Raw genomic sequence first — 19,449 nt, 5'->3', positions numbered from 1 at the left:
AGGGACTAGCGGGAGGCCAGTCGTTGGTAGAGGGAGTCGAGAGTGTCCTTCACCCGGTACATCCACCGGGGCCGGTTCGCCCGACGGAGTAGGTGGGTGAACCGGGCGTCGGACAACTGGAGGTCGTCGGCCACACGACACACCTGTTGCAGGACATCGACTTCTCGCTGCCAGAATAGTGATTCGGCGCGGCCGAACAGAAACTCGCGTGCGGCGTCCTGGCCCCGTTGGGGCGGGAAGCCGCACGCCGCCCCCCACCGCGTGTTGAAATCCAACTGCACTTGGCAGTGATACTTGAAGACGCGGGGCAGGTTGGCCATGCCCGTCTGCTCGGGGTGGACGCGGTATCGGGCGAGCGCGTCCGCTGCGTAACCAAAGCCGGTCAGCCGGGCGGCTCGCAGGAGGAGGTCGTAGTCCTCGCCGCACACCCACGCCGGGTCGAACGGCAAGCCGTGCGGCTCGTCCTTGGCCGCGCGATCGATGACCTCCCGCCGCATCAGAACGCTGGAGAAGACGACGGTGTCCTCCGCCAACAGGGCCGGCAGGCACGCGCCACGGGCCGGGTTGTTCGGTCGCTGTCCGCCCCCGTCGGTAAACCGGCCAGCAGCATCGACGTATCGGAAGTTTGTATGGACGACCCCCACGTCCGTAGCGAGGAGGGCCACCTGGGCTTCCAATTTCGTCGGTTCCCACACGTCGTCGCTGTCGAGGAAAGCGACGAGGGGCGTGCGACTGGCGGCTAGTGCCGCGTTGCGGGCGGCACAGACGCCCCCTTTCGGAAGGGCGAGGTAGGTAATTCTCAGGCGTTCCCGCCAGCGGTCCGTGAGCTTACGCACGACCTCGGCCGTGTCGTCCGTCGAGGCGTCGTCCGCGACGACCACCTCCAGGCGGGCGGCCACGGTCTGCTCGGCAACAGACTGGATGGCTAAGGGTAGGTAACCCGCGCGGTTCCAGGCCGGCATGATCACCGAAATCTCCGGTGTCGTCATGGTGATGAATTGGGCAGAGTTGGGCGGTTGAAAGCTCGTTTCAGTTTAGAACGTGCGAACGCAGCCGTCATCCGACCCGCGAACCGTTTCTTCGGGTTTCCCTGGATCAGTCCCGCGGTCCACCGCGACCACCCGCCCGCCCACTGAATCGCCGCCGCCTTGTACGCCCACCGGGGCACCCGGCCGCCGTGGTCGCGGGCGAGGAGTTCGTAGGACAGGAACCCCTGCCGGCGGGCGAACGAGAGGGCGTAAGCGGGCGTCAGCCGCTCGACCGGGACGGGGTGATCAACGACAGCCGTGGCCACGTACCAGCCCTTTCCGCCCCGCCGCTGCAGCGTCTCGACCAGCCGCACGTCTTCGCCGCCGATGCGGACCGTGCCGAAGTACCCGAGCGTCGGGTCGAAAAGCCCCGCCGCCCGCACTGCCGCCACGCGGAGCGCGAGGTTGCACGTGTAGAACGGCAGGTCGCGGCCCGCAACCCACGGCCGCGACTCCGGCCCCGCGTCGTACTGGACAATGGCGTCGCGGAGCATCGGACAGCTTTGTTCGTCGAACCAATCGGGCCGCGGGAGGGTTCCCCAGTCCGGGCGGATAGCCCCCCCCCAGAAGTCGCACTCGGCGTGGTCCCGGACGGCGGCCGCCATCTCTCGGAGCCACCCGGGGTGGGCGACGGCGTCGTCGTCGGTGAACAGCAAGACCGGCCCGCGGGCCTCGGTCACCGCCCGGTTCCGGGCGTGCGCGTTCCCTGTGACCGGCTCGACCACGTAGCGAATCGGGAGGCGGTTCGAGAAAGCGACCACCAGTTCGGGAACCCGCGGGCTGCCCTCATTATCGATCAGGAGCAGTTCCCACCGGCACCCGGGCGGGTCGGCGACGGCCAGCGAGTCGAGGGTCGTGCGGAGGAGTTCGCCGCGGCGGTACGTGCAGACCGCGACCGTCAAGTCGATCATCCGGCGGCCCCCACCGGGCGGCCGACCAGCCGATCTTTGAGCCGAACCGTCCAGTCCGGCCACCGCGCCCGGCTCCGCCAGCCACCGATCGCCGGCGAGTCGAGTTTGGATTCGTCGGCGAAAGCGAGCAGGTCCCGGAACGCGGGAAGGTTCCGCTGCCAGTAGAGGCTTTCGAGCTTGGTCGCCACGTGTCCCGCGAGGGCGGCCTCGACGTGCGGCGGCCCCACGGCGGCGAGTTCGGCGGGATGGTTCTCGAAGAACCGCCGGACGATGCGGTGGTGGGCGCGGATCTGCTCGACCGGCGAGCGGCTGAGTTGCCCGGCGTGGATGCGGTAGTGCGTCAGGTACTCGGGCACGAACGCGAACCCGCCGACGGCCGACAGCCGGAAGTAGAGGTCGATGTCGCACGCCTGGCGATAGCCCGCGTCGTACCCGCCGATGCGGTCGAGGGCCGTCTTGCGAACGAGGACGGACGGGTGGCAAATGCTGTGCGGCTCCAGCAGCGCCGCCGTGCACCGGCCGACGCGGCGGGCAGCCCCAGCCATGTCGAGCCGGGTCTCACTCCCGTCCGGGTTGTGGTGGACGACACCGGTGTGAACGAGAACCGTGTCCGGGTCGGCCGCCGCGGCAAGTTGCTTTTCGAGTTTGGTCGGCTCCCACCAGTCGTCGGCGTCGGTGTTGGCGATCCACGCGCCGCGGGCGACGGCGATGCCGGCGTTGCGGGCCGATGGCTCGCCGCCGTTGGCCTTGCGGACGAGTCGGAACCGGTCTCCGAGGCCGTCAGCCGCCCGCTCCGCGGCGGCGGCGCTGTCGTCGGTCGAGCCGTCGTCGACGACGATCAACTCCCAGTCCGCGAACGTCTGCCGGCGGACGCCGGCGACGGCCTCGCCGATGTACGCGGCGGCGTTGTACAGGGGGATGACGATGGACACGATCGGCATGAAATTGGTCCCAGAACCTCGGTTGCCGCGATGGCGTCTACTTGGCCCGCCAGCGGGTCGCGCGAACGCCGGCCGCGTGAAGCACGTCGTTCACCTCAAAGGACTTGGCATCCTGTTGGGGTTCGGGGGGGGCTTCGGACCGGTACGTGTCCAGCACCCAGAACGCTCCGCCGACCGGCGGGGCGACGGCCAGTCGTCGACCGGTTCCGGCCCCGGGTGTCGGCAGTTCCCGGAGGTTCGCGGCGAACACCGGGGCCGGAAATCCCGGAACGGAAACGGGCCGCAAGCCTTGCTCCCAGCAGTCACTGAAGACGCGCATCCCCTCCAGGGGATTGCCGGTGGCCTGATACCCGAAGGCCGCCGAGTCGTACGTCCCGGTCAGCAGCACGGCTTCGCCCGGCCCCAACCGGTCGCGAAGTTCCGGCAGCACGTCCGACAGTTGATACGAATTCTCGTGCGGAATGACTCGGACGGTTCCAAAGGTCATCAGCCCGACCAACAGCAAGTACCCGAGGCCGGCGACGAGGCCGCACAGCCCCCCGGCCCGCACGACCCCGGCTGCGACGCACGCCCACAGCAGCGGGACCAGCACGAGGCAGTGCCGGGTGCCGCCGTAAGGGTGTTTACCAACCCCGGCGAGGCCGGCGAAGACCACGAACGTGGCCAACACGGACCCGACGACCCACCACTCCTGCGGCCCCCTTACACCTCGAAGACCAACTAGGCCGACAGCCACGGCGGCGGCCGAGAGCCAGCCCCAGCGCGGGCCGATGGCCCCACCGATCGCGGCGTATTGCATGAGGTCGATTGTGCGTTGGAGGACGATCTTGCCCGCGGGGAGCCCGTCACGGATGTCGTAAAACAGGCCCGCGAATTGCCCCGCGCCCGTGCCGCGGACTGCAATTTGCGGCGCGGCGTACGCCCAGTAGACCCAGCCCCCGAAGGCGAGAACGGCTACGGCCACTGTCCCGAGCATGCCGACCGACCGGGAAGAACGATGCGGCGTGCGAGCCACGGTTAACAGGGCCATTCCCACTGCGATTCCGGCCACGGCGATCGTGGCGTATTGGGTAACGCTCACCGCCCACGCCGCCACCACGCCGAATATCGTCCAACGGTAACTCGGCGTTCGCACGAGGCCGGCAAGTGCAACCAGAAACAGGTGTAGCGCCAGTAGGCCCAGTGCAAAGGGCCGACCCTCGCGCGAGTAAAACACGTAGGCTGGGGTCAGGGCTGTGAGCAAGGCCACCAGCCAGCCGACGGCCGGCTCGAACGACCACCGACCGAACAGCCACGCCAGGGGAACGCAGCCCAACCCCGCGAAAAGCGAGATCAGCCGCAACTCGTACACGCCGCCGCCGCAACTCGTCACGGCCCGGCCGAGGTACGCCATCCCCGGCGGGAACCGGTCTGTCGAACGCACCCGATCCGGTAGTTCCACGAGTGAACCTCCGGCCGCTCGAAAGTACTCGTCCAGTTCATCGAGCCAGGCGTCGCGGTCGTACAGCAACGGGAGCCGAACCGCCAACGCGAGCGCCAGCAGGACCGTCAGGCAAAAAATCGGGCGCGTCTCGCACCGGGCGGCCATTCGCGCGGCCCAGCTGAGCGCCCGACGGGGCGGCAATCCATCTGTTGCGACGACACTCACAAGTCAACTCCTTGTTCCACCCTGCCTGGTTGCGGCGATCAGGTCCCAACCCTCGTGCGGCTCAATTCGGCCGCGCCACTCGCTAAACTACCGCCATCGCCCCACCCAGATCGGTATTTTAGAACATGACTCTTCCCCTGGATCGCCTGCCCCCGGCAAAGACCTCCCGAGTTATCGGCGCGGTGTTGGTTTTGGCTCTCGCCGCCCTTATTGCCAACCGCCAGATTCTATCTCGACCGGACGCCGCGTTCCCCGCACCGGCCGCGGCCTGGGAGCGGTACGGGAACACCGTTCAATGGAACGACACGGACATCTTCGCCACACAGTTGGACGAATCGGCCGCCGCCTTGCGGTCGGGGCGACTTCACTTTCCCTTGTCGGACTACGACTGCCCAGTCACGTTCCTCGTCGCGGGTGGGGCCGTCAAAATTCTCACGGACTGGCCGACAGTCCGCATCCTAAACTTTTTCGCGCTCGCGTGTATGTTCGTTTCAGGGCTGGCGGCCTTCTCCCTGTTCCGCCTGTTCGGGGCGGCCCTTCTGCCAGCCACGGTCACTGCGGTCGCCTACCAGACGTCAAACTTCGTCCTGTACTCCCACCAGCAAGGCCACATGCACAACGTGCAACTCCTGTGGATCCCCCTCGCGTTCATCAGTCTGACCCTCATGCTCCGGCAACCGAACCACTGGTGGCCGGCCGTGAGCCTCGGGGCCGCAATGGGCTGTCAGGTCATGTCCTCACCGTCCCTAACCCTCTACTTGAGCTACGTCGCGTTACCGGTTTTTGTGGTCGCGTACCAACTCGCCCGATGGCGGCGGGGCGAAGGATCGTGGCGAGACCTCGGCCTGTTGGCCGTTCGGGGTCTATTAGCGGTGGCGGTCGCCGTGATGGTGTCGGCCGTCTACCTGATCCCACGGGTGTCGAACCTCCCGCGGCACTTCCCCCGACCGCTATCCACCGTCCACCCCTTCGTTCTGTACGACCCGGCCTTCCTGCTCGACTCGGCCCACCCGATGCTCTTCCTCGGGTGGCCGCTAGTCATCGCCGGCGTGTTGGCCGTCGCCTGGTGGTGGGGCAACCGCACGCCGGAACTCACGGCCGTCGTGGCCACAGGGGCGGCTGCGTTCCTGATGATGGTCCCCGCGCGGTTCGGCATGCCCTATTGGTTCTTCTGGCGGTACGCCCCGATGGGCGACCACCTCCGTGTGCCGAACCGATTCTTCCCGATCTTCTTCCTGATGCTGCTCGCCGGCGTAGCGATCTACCTCACCCGGCGGTGGCCGGGTTCGGCCCGACCGGCGGCCGTCTTGTTCGCCGCGGTGGTGGTCGGCAACTGGCTGACCTCCCCCTGGATGCTTGAGTTCGACTTCTACACAGCCTTAGACGGCGTCGGTCGGAAGCTCCAGAGCCTGACCGGGCTAAACCTCGGCGTCACGTAGCGGAGACGGTTGCGGGGCCGGCCCGTCGCCCGCCGATGAACGGCCGTTCGCACAGTAAGTAGAAACCGTAGCACACGCCGCACGTCAGAAGGAACACGCCAGCGTCGAACGCAATCGAGTCGGCCGGGAGAACCTGCCGCAAGACCTGCATCGCGACGAACCGCACCCGGCCGTGCAGCAAGTAGATCGAGTACGACATCGCCCCCAACGTCGTGAGCAACCGGTTCGCCGCACGAACCCCGCGGCGGCGCGACCCGGCCACCCGCCCCTCGTACCAGGCGTCCAGCCCGCGGCCGAGCCACAGGACGAGGGCGAAGCCGGCGGCGAACGCGAGGTCGGGGATTTTGCCCCCTTGGGCCGCGATCACGAACACGGCCGCGATCCCGCCCGCGAGTGCGATGCCCCCCAGGCCGCGCCGGAGCCACAAGCCGGCCGGTCCCTCGGACGCGAGCAGAGCGTAGACGAGGCTGCCGAAGGCGAACTGCGGCCAGTACGGCAGGAACACGCCCCAGGTGAACGACGCGGGGACGAACAGGAACGGCAGCGCGACCGCCGTTACGCCGGTCAGCGCCGGCGCGAGCCGCACCCGCAGCGCCACAGCCGTGGCCATCACGAGGTAGAACTGGACCTCGATCGCCAGCGTCCAGAAGACCGCGTTGATCGTGTTAAACTTCTCCTGGAGCGAATCGACAGGCTGCGGGTCAAACGCCCGCGTCAGGCTGAGGACTTCCAGCCAGTCCAGTGCCGAATAGTTCAAGAAGCCGTTCGCCCGGACGTCCGTCGTGGGCGGCTGGTGGCCGGCCTTGAGCGCGGTCAGGCCGGCCAGCACGAACGGCACAGCAGCACAAACGAGAACGGCGCACCAGTACGGCGGGTAGATGCGCAGCAGCCGTCGGGACAAGAAAGCCGACGTCCGTTCCCCGCGGCGGAGCGACGACTGGGCCGACGCCGTGATGCAGTACCCAGAGATAACGAAGAACATCGGCACGCCCAGGTGCCCCATCTTGAGAGCAGCGTGCAACAGCGGGAAGGCGGTCTGGAAGGCGAGCGAGAAGTCGTAGTGGTACGCAAACACCCACAAGGCGGCGACGCCCCGGAGCGGCTCGATCAGCGTGTAACGGGCGGACGGGGTCATGGCGCCCCCCGCGGCCGCTCGGCCACGTACAGCGCCTCCATGCCGTCGCCGCGGACTTTCGTCACCGTCCACCCGCGGCCGAGGAACCCGCCGGCCACCCACCCGCGGGCCGGCATGCCGTAGATCAACACTCGCGGGCGGCCGGCCGCGACCTCGTCGAGCGTGCGGATGCCGAGCGGCCCGCAGTGCCGGTCGAGTTGAAGGTAAGCCCCGTCGAGGCTGTACTTCTTCTCGACTCGGTACCGCTCGGCCGCGTCCGGGTTCGGGACGTACCACAGGCGGTCGCGCAACGCGGTCGGGGCATAGGCCCGCCACGTCGGGTAGGTCAGCGGCTCGGCCGTCACCACGGGGGCGTCCCCGTATTCCGCGGCCTGGACCCAGGCGAATCCCGTCTGAAGGGTGGCCCACTCGGCCCGGTACTTGAGAACGTCCCAGGCCGAGAGGGCCAGGAACCACGCCGCGAAGGCGACCGCCAACGGCTTCCAGGCGGCCGCATCCGCGGCGCACAGTCGGCCGACCGTCAGCCCGGCCAGCATCGCCGCTCCGACCGCGGTCGGGGCCACGTACCGCAACCCGACGCTGGCCCCGGTCAATTTCGCACAAACGAAGAGCACGATCGGGAGCGCCAAGAAGGTGGCCGCACACGCGACGGCCGGGAGCGGCGTGCTTGATTCCCGCACGCCGCTAGGCCGAGCCGGCCAGACCGCCAACAGCCCGATCCCCGCGAGCGTGGGCACGATCGCCCGGCCGAAGAGAATCTTGTACGCCTCCTGCACGAATTCCGCGGACGGCGGGCCGAGCAGTCCCGCGTATCCTTTCTGGACGAGCAGCAACGGTAGCCAAAGGAGCAGCGGAAGGAGGCCCAGCACGAGCGCCGCGGTGGTCGGCCCGTTCAAGCGACGGCGCTGCACCGTCCGCACGGTCTCGCCCACGAAAAAGGGCAGCACGGCGAAGAGGCCGTAGTAGTGCGACGAGACCGCAACCGCCACACACCCGCACAGGCCGGCCATCCCCCACCGCCGCCCGTCCGCGGCGGCCGGCCAGCAGATCAGCGCACCGCCGCACGCCCCCAGGACCAGTGCGTAGGGGCGGGCTTCAAATGCGTAGGCGAAACTGGCCGAGACCAGGACCGTGAGCGCCGCCACGAGTCCGGCACCGGCGTGCCCCGATCCAGAGCCGAACCGGTACACCCCCGCCAACAAGAGGTAGAAGCCGAGGATCGACGGCAGTCGGGCCGCGAATACGTCCGGAAGGCCCAGGCTCAAGAACGGCTTTTCCACCACGTACAGCAGTGGGGGGTTCATGTCCGTGGCGTCGCCCAGGGCCGTCCACGCATTGCCGATCGGAAGGCGGGCGATGGCGATCGTGAACCACTCGTCGTACCAGCCCGTCTTCACGCCCGCCGCGGCCAGCGTGACGGCGAAGTACAGGCCGGTGAGCGCCCACCACAGCCCCCCCCAGGCGGGGGCGGGCACGCGAATCGCCGGGGGCGGGGCTGGCTCGTGGGGTAGGGTTTCGGACATCATGCGCGTCCCGCCGACAGTTCGCGGACCAGCGATCGTATCTCCCGCAGCGTCGCCGCCTGGATCAAGTAGTGCCGTAGGAAGTGGTTGAACGCGAACCCCGTCTCGCCGCCCAAGTGGTAGTCGGTGCCGAGCGGCCTTGCCGCCGTGACAGCCGTCGCGAACGCCGCCAGGTAGCCCGTCTGCTCGGGCGTCCAGTCGCCGAACCAAATGCCGAGCTTGCCCTGGCGGTACTCGAGCGGGCAGGTCTCCCGCCATTGCAGATAGCCTTCCGCGGCGGCAAGGTCGATCTGGTCCGGCCGGTAGAGCAACAGCCCGGAGTTGAAGAAGTACCGGTCGATCCGCCACGGCCGCCGGTCCGTGCCCAGCCGCGCGGCGAGGTCGGCAAACGCCCGGCGAGCCTCCTCGGGTACCGCGACGGCTTCGTCTTGGTGGTCGTGCAGGTAGTACGGAGCCGCGTCATCGCCGGCGAGCCAGCGGAGGAGCAATTCGGGCGGCCGGAAGAAAGCGGTGTCCGGGTCGAGGACGATCACCCGCTGGTGCCGCGCGAGCATCGCGGCGTGCAGGAGCTTGCACAGCGGGTGGTAGTTCTGTTCGTACAAGGCCGCCAGCCGCGGGTACCGCCCCAGGGCCGCCCGGAACGCCGGCTCTTCGACCCGCCGGGGCAGCCAGCGGGCGTGCGGGAGTTGCGCGTCGATCCACGCCCGGTGCTGGGGCGTCAGTGAGCCGTCGTCGGTGAGCGTGACGGCCAACCGACCGGGGGCGAACCGGAGCAGCGATTTCAGCGCGACGGCCCCGATCCGCACGTCGCGGCGGCACAGCAGCACGTGGACCTCGGCGACCGCGACGGTCGGGTCGGCGGCCGGCGTGGGGGCCGTGGCGTCGATCCCGGCCGTGGCCCGGTCGATGCGGTAGTTGTCCACGGCCGCCCGCCACCGGTACGGCAGCCATAAGGGGGCCTGGGACCAGGCAATTCGGGAGCGAAGAAATTCGAGCATCTCACCGACTAGCGTTGGGGAACTGTTATCCGCGCGTCGCCCGCAAATCGGCGTTAGTAACCGGGTCGCCAAAACTCTAGCGCCAGTTCATACGCGCGGCCCATTCTTCCGGATGTCGATGTATTCGCAAGTAGGAGCCGCCGCCGCCACGTGCGCAAGGCCGCCGCCTCGTCGTCGATCTTCACGTTCTTCACGAACACTGGGCAGGCGTGGATCGGCACGTCGCGCTCGCGAAGGCCCAAACAGAAGTGCGTGTCGGATGCGCACCCCGGCGTTGCGCGGAGCGGGACGGCCTCGAACAAGTCCGTTCTTACCTTCGTAAACCCAAAGCCGATCGCGTCCACACGGGTCGGTCGCCGGATCGTGTTGATACGCAAATACGGCATGTGCTGATGCCGACCAGACACAGCGTCGAACTCCCAGACGCAATAGTAGCCCTGCTGATACGTGTCCTTGTAGAGAGCGCCGGCGACCGGCTGGTCGCACGCGATCAAATACTCCAGCACGGTGGCACTCGGTCGGCGGGAGACTTCGTGCCAGAGGAGGTGTCGAGCATGTTGCCGCGCCGCCGAAGCGACAATCGCCCTCTGTGCCGCGAGAAGGTCTGTCTCGTCGGGTTGGGTCTTGACCACGAGCAGTTCGACCTGCAAGTGCGAGCAAGATACCCGTCACTTCTCGAATGACACCTTCCACCTGTTCGCGGCGATTCGCCGTCATCGTTGAGCCTCCCGTTGAGCCTCCAGCGGCATCGGGATCGGTTGCCGGACCGCCACCGCCCGCTCGTAAGACGCTTCCTGCTGGGGGCCGACCGTGTCCGGGGCGTACGCCGACAACACCCGTTCGCGGGCGGCCGCCCCGAGTTCGGCCCGTAGGCGGGCGTCGTGCAGCAGTTCTACGATCTTCGCCGCGAGGTCGGCCGGGCTGCGCGGGTCGACCACCCGCCCCAACCGGCCGCCGTCGAGCAACTCTGCAAGCCCGCAGTTCCGCGAGCCGATCACGGCTCGCCCGGCCGCCATCGCTTCAAGGCAGACGTAGCCAAAGCTCTCCCACAAACTGGGGAACACGGTCACGGCCGACTGCGCCAGAATTTCCGGCAGGCTCTCCGGCGGCCGACGGCCCAGGAACTCCACGGACGCCGCCTGCTTTCGAAGCATCCGTTGCAGGTACTCCTGCATCGACACGCCCGGCGTCGGCGAGCCGAGCATGCCGCCGACGAACCAGAACTTTGCCTTCGGGCACGCCCGCAACACCCGCGGGATTGCGCGGGCCAAGTTGATGACTCCCTTCCGCATCTCCAGTCGTCCGACGAACGTGACCACCTGCGACTCGCCGCCGGGTGGAATCGCGAGGTACTCGGCCGCCGGCTCGAACGGGTACGGGAAAAAGTCCACGCGGCCTGCGTCAGCCTCCCACTCGGCAACAACCCGCTCGCCGATCGATCGCGACGGCGACGCGATCCGGTCGGCCGTCCGCACTTCGTGCATTTCCTTCACGGCCACTGGGTGCCGCGGCGACCACTCTGGCGGTTGGCCGCGGCGGAAAGCCTGCCACCGGGCCTGAAGTCGGCGGACCGGGCCGATCACCTCGGCCTCGATCTGCTTCACCATCAACAGACTCGTGTGCAGCTTCACAACGAACGGCACGTCCGGAATCAGCTTCCGCGTCTCGCCTGCCTCGGCCATGTAGTCGGGGCCTTCGATCACGTCGAAGCTCACAACCTGATTCCGCTCGGCGATGACGCGCGCGATCTTCGCGGGAAACGTCCGCCGGTCGGCGGCGGCGACGCGGTGGACGACCACGCCATCAGGCCACTCGTCGCGGCCGGTGCGGTCGGCGCTACCGGCGAAGATCTCGACGCGGTGGCCGCGGGCGGCCATCATCCGGGCCGCCTGCGCGACGTACGTCCCAATGCCCCCGCCTGCCTCCGGCGGGCACTCGTAGCTGACGAAGGCGATCTTCACGCGGGCACCACCTTCCGCGCGAGCGACCGTTCGAGCCAGCCGAGGCCACGGATGAGTTGCCACGGGTGACGGGCGATGAAGTCCGCAAGCCGTGGCGACGAGCCGAACCACTTCGGCGGCCCGTCCTCGCGGCCGATGAATGCAATGATCGCCTCGACCGCGGCCCGCGCCTTGGCGTGCTGGCCGTGCAGGGCGAAGCACCCGGCGCTGTCCAGGATGCGCCGCACGAACGCCACGGTGTTGCCGTTCCGCACGTCCGGTCGGCAGTGCCGGCGGAGCAGGCGGAGCCAGTTGCGAACATAAAAGTAAAACAGGATGGCCGAACCGTTTGAGGACACCTGTCCGATATGCAGCGCCCGGACCTCAGGCACGGCCCGGAAGCGATACCCCAACCGCGCCAGCCGGAGGCACAGATCAACTTCCTCCCAGTACGCGAAGTACCCTTCGTCGAACCCGCGGGCGTGCGCGAGAGCATTGGCCCGGAACAGCGGCACGGTGCCGACGGCCCAGTACCCTCCCAGGCCGACTGGGTATTGAAGATCGACTGCGGACAAAAACTCGTTCCGACCTTCTACCTCCCAAAACCGACCACCAGCAATCTGCTCAAGGCCGTCGATCCCCATGACCAGGGGCGTCACCGCGGCGAGTGTCGCGTCCGCCTCCAGCGCGGCGACCAGCGCGTCCAGACAGTCCGGCTCTGGGAAGGCGTCGTTATTGACGATCCAGACGTAGTCCGCACCAAGTCGCCCGGCCTCGGCGATGCCGGCGTTCATGCCGCCGGCGAAACCGCGGTTCGCGGGCAGTTGCACGAGCCGAACGTCCGCCGCCAAGCCGTCCCGCAGAATCGCTTGCTCCTCCGGCCGCGAGCCGTTGTCCACCAGCACGATATGATCGCACACCCGGTCCGACTTGCGGAGCGTTGCCAGACAGTCCCGCGTCATGCGGGACTGGTTCCAGTTGAGCACAACGGCAATAGCCTGTGCCGATTGAGAATCAATTCTCCGGGAGCTGGTGTCACGCGTAACCAAATCAAACCTCAATCAAATAGATGGGGTCAGAAGCACTCGCGCCCTTCAACACCGTATTCGCTCTAGACACCGTTACTTGCCACGCCAACCAAGATACATGCCTGTATCAATGGAAATTTCCTGGCAAAGTGACTTGATAGCGATCTTCATCGAAGTAAACCGCCCGCTCCCATAGCGACGACTCGCCAAATAGTACCACCGTAAAAAACGATCACGAAACGGCTTTATGCCGTACCAACGCGGCCTAAAGACTTTGATCGATTGACCCATTTCACGCTTTGCCCGACCGATCGCATACCCCATCTGGTAATACCCGCGGAATGTCCGCTTATGCGAGTGGTAGACGGCGGCGTCAGCGACATACTCGATCGTCGAGCCAACCGATAGGATGCGGTTGGCCCACACCCTGTCTTCACAAAACGAAAGACGCTCAAACGGGTAGGCGATTGCAAGATTTCGGCGAAAGCAACTATTGGCGTTTGAGTAGAGAATCTGGTCCGGATCGGAATTCGGTGTATCTTGAACCTCGACTGGTTTTTCTGTCCACCCCAGCAGGAACTCTTCGATGTAGTCGGCATCTGGCCAAGCAACCTGTCGGCCGAATGTCCCGCCGACTCTCGAGTCACGGTTGAGGGGGACCACCAAGTTGGATAGCCACTGGTTCGTTAAAGGAACACAGTGCGCAGACAGTGCCACGACGTAAGATCCGGTAGCCAGTCGAACGCCCAGATTTAAGGTTTCGCCGTAGTTGAACTCAGCAGGAAGAATTTCAACCACACGGACACTGGCGAACGTTCGGGCGATGTCGACAGTCCTGTCATGTGAACCCGAATCGATTAGGATTGTTTCAACAGTGCCGGCATAATCTTGGTCGCGTATTTTTTGGAGGCAGTCCCCGATCAACGACTCTTCGTTCTTCGCCCGAATCACGATTGATACTTTGGCCTTATCCTCCATGATTAGGCACCTCAAACATTTGATCGCTTTGAGGCCCTAAAGGCGAGCGGTTAAGCAAGTGGTGCAGGAATGCGCGGCTTCTGATTAGTAGCCAGAGAATGCGGGCAGCCTCTGCGACACGACCACGTTTAAAGGCGGCCGTCGCTCGAGCCCGCCAAGACCAGTACTGCCGCCACCAGTCTGCCGGACCGAACTCCCCAGGATGACGCATACGCATGTAATCTAAATATTGCAACTCATGTATCCATCCATTCTTCCGACAAAGGCTGGCGTCCGAATAATGGTATTGCAGACACACTCTGTTCACATATGCGACGGAGGTCATCCGGGAAGCAGATAGTAAGAAATTCCAGTCCGTGATAGTTTTGACGGACGGATCAAATCCGCCGACTCGGCGCCAGAGATCACGGGTGAAGAACAGATTACTATTGCTAACCGCAACATTTCTATGCAACAGCACCGAGAGCATCTCACGGGCCGCTATGCGGACGATCTCCGGCCCGTCCGGCACACCGTGAACCTCCAGAGGGTGCAGGGGATTAAGGGAAAACAACTCACGGGTCTCTTGCGGAACAGATTCGCCGCAGAGTTCAACAACTCCGAACGACAACTCGCAGTCAAGACACTGCTGTAAAGCTTTAAGATGAAACTCTAGACGACGCGGCGCCATCAGGTCGTCTTGTTCCAGGATGGCAATATATTTCGTCGTCACCCCGGCAATGGCCACGTTAATAGGGAGGGCCGGTCCGCCACTGTTTTGGGGGAGAACTTTAGCACGTATCGGTATGGGGGATTGCTTGATTATGTCATGGACAACTTCACGGGTACCATCCGTTGACCTGTCGTCCACAATGACGATTTCAGCAGGCGGATACGTTTGAATAAAAACAGACTGAAGAGCAGCCGCCACAAAGGCCGCTCCGTTATAAGTCGGCACAACAACGGTGACGCTCACGGGTTTCCTCCAGAGTCCGTATCACATAGCTTGATCGCCCGTGCTGTCGCTTCCAAATACGACCGACCCCACTTTTGACACGGCTCCAGGTGGCACCCTTCGGCCCATTCGTTCCACGCGTTCACGAATATGGGGTCACCCGGAAAGCATGATCGCCGTTGTCGATCTACAACTGTTCGCAGCCACGACTCGTACAACTCCGGCGTCGATCCGACGAAAATCATACCGCCGGACTTTCTCCGCGCCGTATTATCCCAACCCGGACAGACGCACCTAAAGAGTCGATACTCAACGGCGTCGGCAAGCCTCAGTGTCGAATACACGACGTCTTCGTAATCTCGAATCTTGTGTCGTAGCGACACACGCCCCTGCCGCGTCGCATGTATCATGTAGGGCGACAACTGCCGCAGTAGACTATCAATCACGCGTGTCAGCCATCGTCCTCTCGAATACAGCCGTGCGCGGACTAAGCGTCTCCAACTATCGAAGAATTGCTTGCGTGGGGCGCCGTGCCATTCTGGCGTGAATTGCACAAGGGCATCCATACCGCTTCTTGACGGATCGGTAGCCACAGTCGGACTAGGCTCGACACACGCAAGAAACAATTCCCCGACTCCACATTTTCTCGCCTCTTCCCGCCAAATGTCGGTCGTCCGCTGCGGGTCCGGTAACTGACCTGAGCGATAAACCAAAAAGAGTGGCTTTCCATCCACACGTATGTACCTTCGGTCGGCGAATGCTGGCAACAACCATCGTATGTGATTCAAATCGTCGTCTTCGCTATAATGCTGGTGGACCAAGACTTTTTTAAATCCTCCGTCCCAATTGCGGCTCCACGGCTCATTGGCCCAGCAGAGGCAAAACGGGAAGTCTGGCTCGCCACTCTGCAAGATCTCGTCCACTGGGCGATGCAGCAGGCGGCGGCCGCTGAACCAGTAATGATAATAGCAAAAGCCACCAATACCGTACTCTCGGGCGAGCTGGGCTTGTGCGGCACGGGCTTCTGGCAACCGCAGATCATAGAAGCCTAAATCGGCCGGCAAATGGGGCTGGTAATGGCCGGGGAAGAGCGATACTGCCCGTGTAACGTTTGCCCACTCAGTGAACCCTTTACCCCACCATTCGTCATTCTCAGGAATTGGGTGGTACTGTGGCAAATGGAACGCAATAAGTGGCGATACTCTTGTCACGTCTTCGGCAACCATTGCTATGCCGCCCCCGTGATTTTAGATGCTTTTATTACATGTTGACAACCAAATAACTTCGGCCAAACGCGCACCAGCAACCGGATTATTCGATTCCTAGTCCGGACACCGAGCCATCGCCAGGGAACCCCACGATAATCCTCCAGTTCATAATTTGTTGACATTTTGTGCGCATTAATTTCGTAGCCCGCAGCCGCCATCAAAAGCCGAACACTTTTGTATGTAAACCAACGCAAATGCGTGGCATCCATTATACCGCTAGGTCGATAATCAAACCGGCCCCACAGCAAATTCCATCGAACGGACCAGTGCGCCACGTTAGGTATGGATACCACAATAGACCCACCAGGCCTCAAAAATGCCGAAGCGCCCAAGAGCACTAAGCCTGGCTCAACCATGTGCTCCAATACGTCTGCAAAGAGCACCACATCAAAATTACCATTTGCAGGAACTTCATTACACGGAAAGAATGAATGATAGACCGTTAAGCCACGGTGTTTGGCAACCTCGGCTCGCTCAAGACTGGGTTCGATCCCGACCACTTCGGCGTGACAATGATCACGGACGAGGCAGGAGACAGAACCTGTCCCGCAACCGACATCTAGAACTCGCGCACCTCTGGGTATTAGTGAAATTATCAGACCAGTAGATTCGGCAGGGTCTGCATTGTGGTTGTCATATCGCAACGGGTCGGCAGCTTCACCATTAATTATACCTCCACCGGCTTCAACAGATCCAGTATTTGGCATGTTAGGCACGGCTAATTTCCCACGTTGCGGGCACAATGACATGCCCAAACACTCGAGGCTGATCCTCGACCGTTAAGAGGCGATTTTTATAATCTTCAATTTGGAATGATGCCACAGGCGTGACATGCTGCAGCATATGATTCATGTCGTCCATCACACCTACATCTATTGTGTACTGGCCGGGAACCAGCATTGGCAATCGAAACCTTAGCGACACCTCGCTAGACCCCACAAGTTTATTGATTTGATAGTCGCTAAGGTATGTAGCACAAACAAAACTTCTTTCGCCAAGCGTGTTGTTGACGGCAATACCTACCCTTGCCGAATTGATGGGCTCTACTACTTGGACTGTAATTTTAATTAGAACATCTTCATCTATGTCCATCTTGTCACATTTGGAGCCGCAAGATTTACCAATCCACACGGCTCGAATTATGCCAATTCGAGAGCCGGAACTATTCGATTCTAAGGTTGATATTTTTTTAGATGACACCTGGTACGCATCCAACACTTTATCAATTGCTCCTGTGCATACAATTCTCCCACTCTCAAGCAAGACCCCCCGCGTGCAGTATCGAGATGTAATGATTGGATTGTGGCTGACAAAGCAAACCGTACCGCCCGCACCAGCAAAACTCTGAATTTTATTCAGACACTTCTGTTGAAAGCCTGCATCCCCCACCGCCAGTACTTCGTCGACGATCAGCACCTCCGGCTCCAGGTGCGCCGCCACGGCGAAAGCCAGCCGCACGTACATGCCGCTGCTGTACCGCTTCACCGGCGTGTCCAGAAACTGCTCCACCTCGCTGAACGCCACGATCTCGTCGAACTTTGCGTCGATCTCCCGCTTCTTCATCCCCAGGATGCTGCCGTTTAGATAAATGTTCTCGCTGCCGGTCAGCTCCGGGTTGAAGCCGGTGCCGACCTCCAACAGACTGCCCAGCCGGCCGTGGATTTCCGCCCCGCCGCTCGTCGGCTCCACGATCCGGCTGAGGATCTTCAACAGCGTGCTCTTGCCCGCCCCGTTGCGGCCGATGATGCCGACGACTTCACCGTCCGGCACCTCGAACGACACGTCCTTGAGCGCCCAGAATTCTTCTGTGCCGACCTCGGCCGCGGACGAGTCGGCCAGGCGACGGACCTTCGACCACGCGGAGCGGGCGGTGTCCCCGACGACCTCCGTGAAGTTGCGGCCCGGCCGCTTCTTGCCGCCGATGCGGTAGCACTTCGACAAGTTCTCGACGCGAATCGCCGGTCGCATTCCCACCCTCTCTGATTAGATCACGTCCGCGAACGACCGCTCGGTGCGACGGAAGTACAACAGCCCGACAAACAACAGTAGCACGCTCACGAGGGCCGAGACGCCGAGCGCGTAGGCGTCGATCGGGCCGCCGAGGATCGACTGGCGGAAGGCCAGGATCGGGCCGTAAGCCGGGTTCAGCGGCAGCAGGGCACGGGTGTCATCGCTGAAGGTCTCCGGCTTCAGGTAGATGCACGGCGTGGCGAACATCCACAGTTGCAGGCCGAGGCCGAGCAGGAAGCGGAAGTCGCGTTGCGCCACGATAAGCGCGGACAGCAGGATGCCGACGCCGGCGGCGGCGAGCGCGAGCACGGCAGCGGCCAGCGGCAACAGGACCAACCCCGCGGTCGGCACGACGCCGTACCAGGCCATCAGGGCGAACAGCAAGCCGCAGCCGATGGCGAGGTCCACGGCCGGCGTGCCGAACGCCGCCAGTGGCAGGATCAGCCGCGGGAAGTAGACCTTCGTCACGAGGCCTTGGTTGTTGAGTAGGCTGTTCCCAGCCGCGGCCACCGCACTGCTGAAGAACGCCCACGGCAGGGTGCCGCCGAGGACGAACAGCGGGTACAGCGGGTCGCCCTCGCCGAGCTTGCCGAGGCGGCCGAGGAAGACCGTGAACACAAGCATCGTCGAGACGGCCGGCACGACCGCCCAGGCGAAGCCGAAAATCGTCTGCTTGAACCGCACGCTCACGTCCCGGCGGGCGAGTTGGAACAGCAGTTCGCGGGCGGCCCACAGTTCGCGGAGGTCCACGAGTTGCCACCGCGGCTTCGGCCCGATGCGGGTGATCGGCCGCGGCGCGGGCGGCTTGGCGGCCGGCAGCGCGAGGTCGGGTTCCGAGGGCAGTAGGGTCGTCTGCGTCATGCCAACTTCCGAGTGACCGAGGAACCGACGGCGAGGTCGGCGATGTCGCCGAGGATGGCGGCGTCTTCGACCCTCGCCGGGGCGTCGCGGTCCGGGGCCGGGGCCACGCCAAGAGACCGGCAGAGCCACAACGAGACGCCGCCGAACACCTTCAACGCCGTGCAGAGGATGAGCACGCCGTCGTTCCACGGGCCGGCCGTGCGAACGTAGTGCAGGTCCTGGGCCAGTTTCTGCCGGACGCTGTCGAGGCCGGTGTCGGCCGGGAGCCACAATTGGGCCAAGCCCGTAACGCCAGGGCGGACGGCCAGACGGTGGACGTACCCCTCGACGTTCGCAGCCAAGTAAGGGATGAGCTCCGGCCGTTCCGGCCGCGGGCCGACGAGGCTCATGTCGCCACGGAGGACGTTCCACAGTTGCGGGAGTTCGTCCAGGTGCGTGGCCCGGAGGAAGCGGCCCAACCTGGTGATGCGGGTGTCGCCGGGCTTCGACCAGCACGCGCCGGAGTGGGCCTCGCAGTTGTGGCCCATCGTCCGTAACTTGTAGATGCGAAACAGACGGCCGCCGCGGCCGACGCGGGTCTGGACGTAGAAAGCCGGGCCGCGGGAGGTCAGCCTGACCAGTAAGGCGGTCAGCGCAATGACCGGGGCCGTGGCGATCAGCAGCGCGACGGCGGTGCCACGGTCGAGACCCGCACGGGTCCGACTCGCCAGCCACCCCTGGGCGAGGGGTGCCTCCCGCAGCATCGACTGCCAGGGCCGGTTCGTCGGGTCACGCTTGGGCAATTCGCTCATCAGTCCACTCCCGAGA

At 64.3% G+C, this 19,449-nt stretch carries 18 protein-coding genes; 1 reads left to right on the top strand and 17 read right to left on the bottom strand.

All coding sequences use genetic code 11. From position 1 onward, the window contains the following. Positions 1-5 precede the first annotated feature (5 nt). Genes PX52LOC_RS12240 through PX52LOC_RS12225 form a run of 4 tightly spaced genes read right to left on the bottom strand, consistent with a single transcriptional unit; the run spans position 6 to position 4,528 of the window. Positions 6-989, bottom strand: coding sequence for a glycosyltransferase family 2 protein (locus PX52LOC_RS12240; protein WP_149110366.1), 984 nt, complete (start codon positions 987-989; stop codon positions 6-8). Further along, positions 986-1,939, bottom strand: coding sequence for a glycosyltransferase (locus tag PX52LOC_RS12235; protein WP_149110365.1), 954 nt, complete (start codon positions 1,937-1,939; stop codon positions 986-988). The genes PX52LOC_RS12240 and PX52LOC_RS12235 overlap by 4 nt, the downstream gene beginning before the upstream one ends. Next, positions 1,936-2,880: a glycosyltransferase family 2 protein gene (locus tag PX52LOC_RS12230; protein WP_149110364.1), complete on the bottom strand. Its 945-nt coding sequence runs from the start codon at positions 2,878-2,880 to the stop codon at positions 1,936-1,938. Before PX52LOC_RS12230 ends, PX52LOC_RS12235 begins: the two co-directional genes overlap by 4 nt. A 37-nt stretch (positions 2,881-2,917) precedes the next feature. Then, complete coding sequence (locus PX52LOC_RS12225) at positions 2,918-4,528, bottom strand: glycosyltransferase family 39 protein (protein ID WP_149110363.1); 1,611 nt, start codon at positions 4,526-4,528, stop codon at positions 2,918-2,920. A 125-nt stretch (positions 4,529-4,653) separates the two neighbouring features. On the opposite strand from PX52LOC_RS12225, the gene PX52LOC_RS12220 reads away from it, so the two are divergent. Further along, positions 4,654-5,967 (top strand): hypothetical protein, encoded by a 1,314-nt coding sequence (locus PX52LOC_RS12220; protein ID WP_149110362.1) that lies wholly within the window; start codon positions 4,654-4,656, stop codon positions 5,965-5,967. On the opposite strand, the gene PX52LOC_RS12215 is transcribed toward PX52LOC_RS12220, so the two are convergent. From PX52LOC_RS12215 to PX52LOC_RS12160, 13 genes are all read right to left on the bottom strand, one after another. Further along, entirely contained in the window at positions 5,960-7,102 is a 1,143-nt protein-coding gene (locus PX52LOC_RS12215) for an acyltransferase family protein (protein WP_149110361.1), read from the bottom strand. The genes PX52LOC_RS12220 and PX52LOC_RS12215 overlap by 8 nt on opposite strands. Further along, positions 7,099-8,628: a hypothetical protein gene (locus tag PX52LOC_RS12210; protein ID WP_168218943.1), complete on the bottom strand. Its 1,530-nt coding sequence runs from the start codon at positions 8,626-8,628 to the stop codon at positions 7,099-7,101. Before PX52LOC_RS12210 ends, PX52LOC_RS12215 begins: the two co-directional genes overlap by 4 nt. Beyond that, entirely contained in the window at positions 8,625-9,623 is a 999-nt protein-coding gene (locus PX52LOC_RS40425) for a hypothetical protein (RefSeq protein WP_168218942.1), read from the bottom strand. Before PX52LOC_RS40425 ends, PX52LOC_RS12210 begins: the two co-directional genes overlap by 4 nt. A gap of 53 nt (positions 9,624-9,676) precedes the next feature. Continuing rightward, positions 9,677-10,273 carry a hypothetical protein gene (locus tag PX52LOC_RS12205; protein WP_168218941.1) on the bottom strand — a complete coding sequence of 199 codons (597 nt, stop codon included), beginning with the start codon at positions 10,271-10,273 and terminating at the stop codon, positions 9,677-9,679. Between the two features lie 63 nt (positions 10,274-10,336). After that, positions 10,337-11,584 carry a glycosyltransferase family 4 protein gene (locus PX52LOC_RS12200; protein WP_149110358.1) on the bottom strand — a complete coding sequence of 416 codons (1,248 nt, stop codon included), beginning with the start codon at positions 11,582-11,584 and terminating at the stop codon, positions 10,337-10,339. Further along, positions 11,581-12,549, bottom strand: a complete 969-nt coding sequence (locus PX52LOC_RS12195) for a glycosyltransferase family 2 protein (RefSeq protein ID WP_261368396.1) — start codon at positions 12,547-12,549, stop codon at positions 11,581-11,583. Before PX52LOC_RS12195 ends, PX52LOC_RS12200 begins: the two co-directional genes overlap by 4 nt. 135 nt (positions 12,550-12,684) lie before the next feature. After that, complete coding sequence (locus PX52LOC_RS12190; protein ID WP_149110356.1) at positions 12,685-13,569, bottom strand: glycosyltransferase; 885 nt, start codon at positions 13,567-13,569, stop codon at positions 12,685-12,687. Then, complete coding sequence (locus PX52LOC_RS12185; RefSeq protein WP_149110355.1) at positions 13,559-14,524, bottom strand: glycosyltransferase family 2 protein; 966 nt, start codon at positions 14,522-14,524, stop codon at positions 13,559-13,561. Before PX52LOC_RS12185 ends, PX52LOC_RS12190 begins: the two co-directional genes overlap by 11 nt. Next, entirely contained in the window at positions 14,521-15,729 is a 1,209-nt protein-coding gene (locus PX52LOC_RS43835; protein ID WP_149110354.1) for a glycoside hydrolase family 99-like domain-containing protein, read from the bottom strand. The genes PX52LOC_RS12185 and PX52LOC_RS43835 overlap by 4 nt, the downstream gene beginning before the upstream one ends. A 2-nt stretch (positions 15,730-15,731) precedes the next feature. After that, positions 15,732-16,478, bottom strand: a complete 747-nt coding sequence (locus tag PX52LOC_RS43830; protein ID WP_390637537.1) for a class I SAM-dependent methyltransferase — start codon at positions 16,476-16,478, stop codon at positions 15,732-15,734. Position 16,479: 1 nt separating this feature from the next. Then, complete coding sequence (locus PX52LOC_RS12170) at positions 16,480-17,739, bottom strand: ABC transporter ATP-binding protein (RefSeq protein ID WP_149110352.1); 1,260 nt, start codon at positions 17,737-17,739, stop codon at positions 16,480-16,482. Between the two features lie 15 nt (positions 17,740-17,754). Beyond that, entirely contained in the window at positions 17,755-18,642 is an 888-nt protein-coding gene (locus tag PX52LOC_RS12165) for an ABC transporter permease (RefSeq protein ID WP_149110351.1), read from the bottom strand. After that, positions 18,639-19,433 (bottom strand): sugar transferase, encoded by a 795-nt coding sequence (locus PX52LOC_RS12160; RefSeq protein WP_246173706.1) that lies wholly within the window; start codon positions 19,431-19,433, stop codon positions 18,639-18,641. Before PX52LOC_RS12160 ends, PX52LOC_RS12165 begins: the two co-directional genes overlap by 4 nt. Positions 19,434-19,449 lie beyond the last annotated feature (16 nt).

Origin of the sequence: Limnoglobus roseus, assembly GCF_008254045.1 — a bacterium.
GTDB classification, from domain to species: Bacteria; Planctomycetota; Planctomycetia; order Gemmatales; family Gemmataceae; genus Limnoglobus; species Limnoglobus roseus.
Note: the sequence above shows the minus strand (reverse complement) of the source record. Positions and strands in the feature narration are given on the sequence as shown.

Excerpts from the sequence above, each read along its gene's own strand:
- PX52LOC_RS12240 (WP_149110366.1), bottom strand. The coding sequence starts at position 989 with ATGACGACACCGGAGATTTCGGTGATCATGCCGGCCTGGAACCGCGCG.
- PX52LOC_RS12235 (WP_149110365.1), bottom strand. The coding sequence starts at position 1,939 with ATGATCGACTTGACGGTCGCGGTCTGCACGTACCGCCGCGGCGAACTC.
- PX52LOC_RS12230 (WP_149110364.1), bottom strand. The coding sequence starts at position 2,880 with ATGCCGATCGTGTCCATCGTCATCCCCCTGTACAACGCCGCCGCGTAC.
- PX52LOC_RS12220 (WP_149110362.1), top strand. The coding sequence starts at position 4,654 with ATGACTCTTCCCCTGGATCGCCTGCCCCCGGCAAAGACCTCCCGAGTT.
- PX52LOC_RS12215 (WP_149110361.1), bottom strand. The coding sequence starts at position 7,102 with ATGACCCCGTCCGCCCGTTACACGCTGATCGAGCCGCTCCGGGGCGTC.
- PX52LOC_RS12210 (WP_168218943.1), bottom strand. The coding sequence starts at position 8,628 with ATGATGTCCGAAACCCTACCCCACGAGCCAGCCCCGCCCCCGGCGATT.
- PX52LOC_RS40425 (WP_168218942.1), bottom strand. The coding sequence starts at position 9,623 with ATGCTCGAATTTCTTCGCTCCCGAATTGCCTGGTCCCAGGCCCCCTTA.
- PX52LOC_RS12190 (WP_149110356.1), bottom strand. The coding sequence starts at position 13,569 with ATGGAGGATAAGGCCAAAGTATCAATCGTGATTCGGGCGAAGAACGAA.
- PX52LOC_RS43835 (WP_149110354.1), bottom strand. The coding sequence starts at position 15,729 with ATGGTTGCCGAAGACGTGACAAGAGTATCGCCACTTATTGCGTTCCAT.
- PX52LOC_RS43830 (WP_390637537.1), bottom strand. The coding sequence starts at position 16,478 with ATGCCAAATACTGGATCTGTTGAAGCCGGTGGAGGTATAATTAATGGT.
- PX52LOC_RS12170 (WP_149110352.1), bottom strand. The coding sequence starts at position 17,739 with ATGCGACCGGCGATTCGCGTCGAGAACTTGTCGAAGTGCTACCGCATC.
- PX52LOC_RS12165 (WP_149110351.1), bottom strand. The coding sequence starts at position 18,642 with ATGACGCAGACGACCCTACTGCCCTCGGAACCCGACCTCGCGCTGCCG.
- PX52LOC_RS12160 (WP_246173706.1), bottom strand. The coding sequence starts at position 19,433 with ATGAGCGAATTGCCCAAGCGTGACCCGACGAACCGGCCCTGGCAGTCG.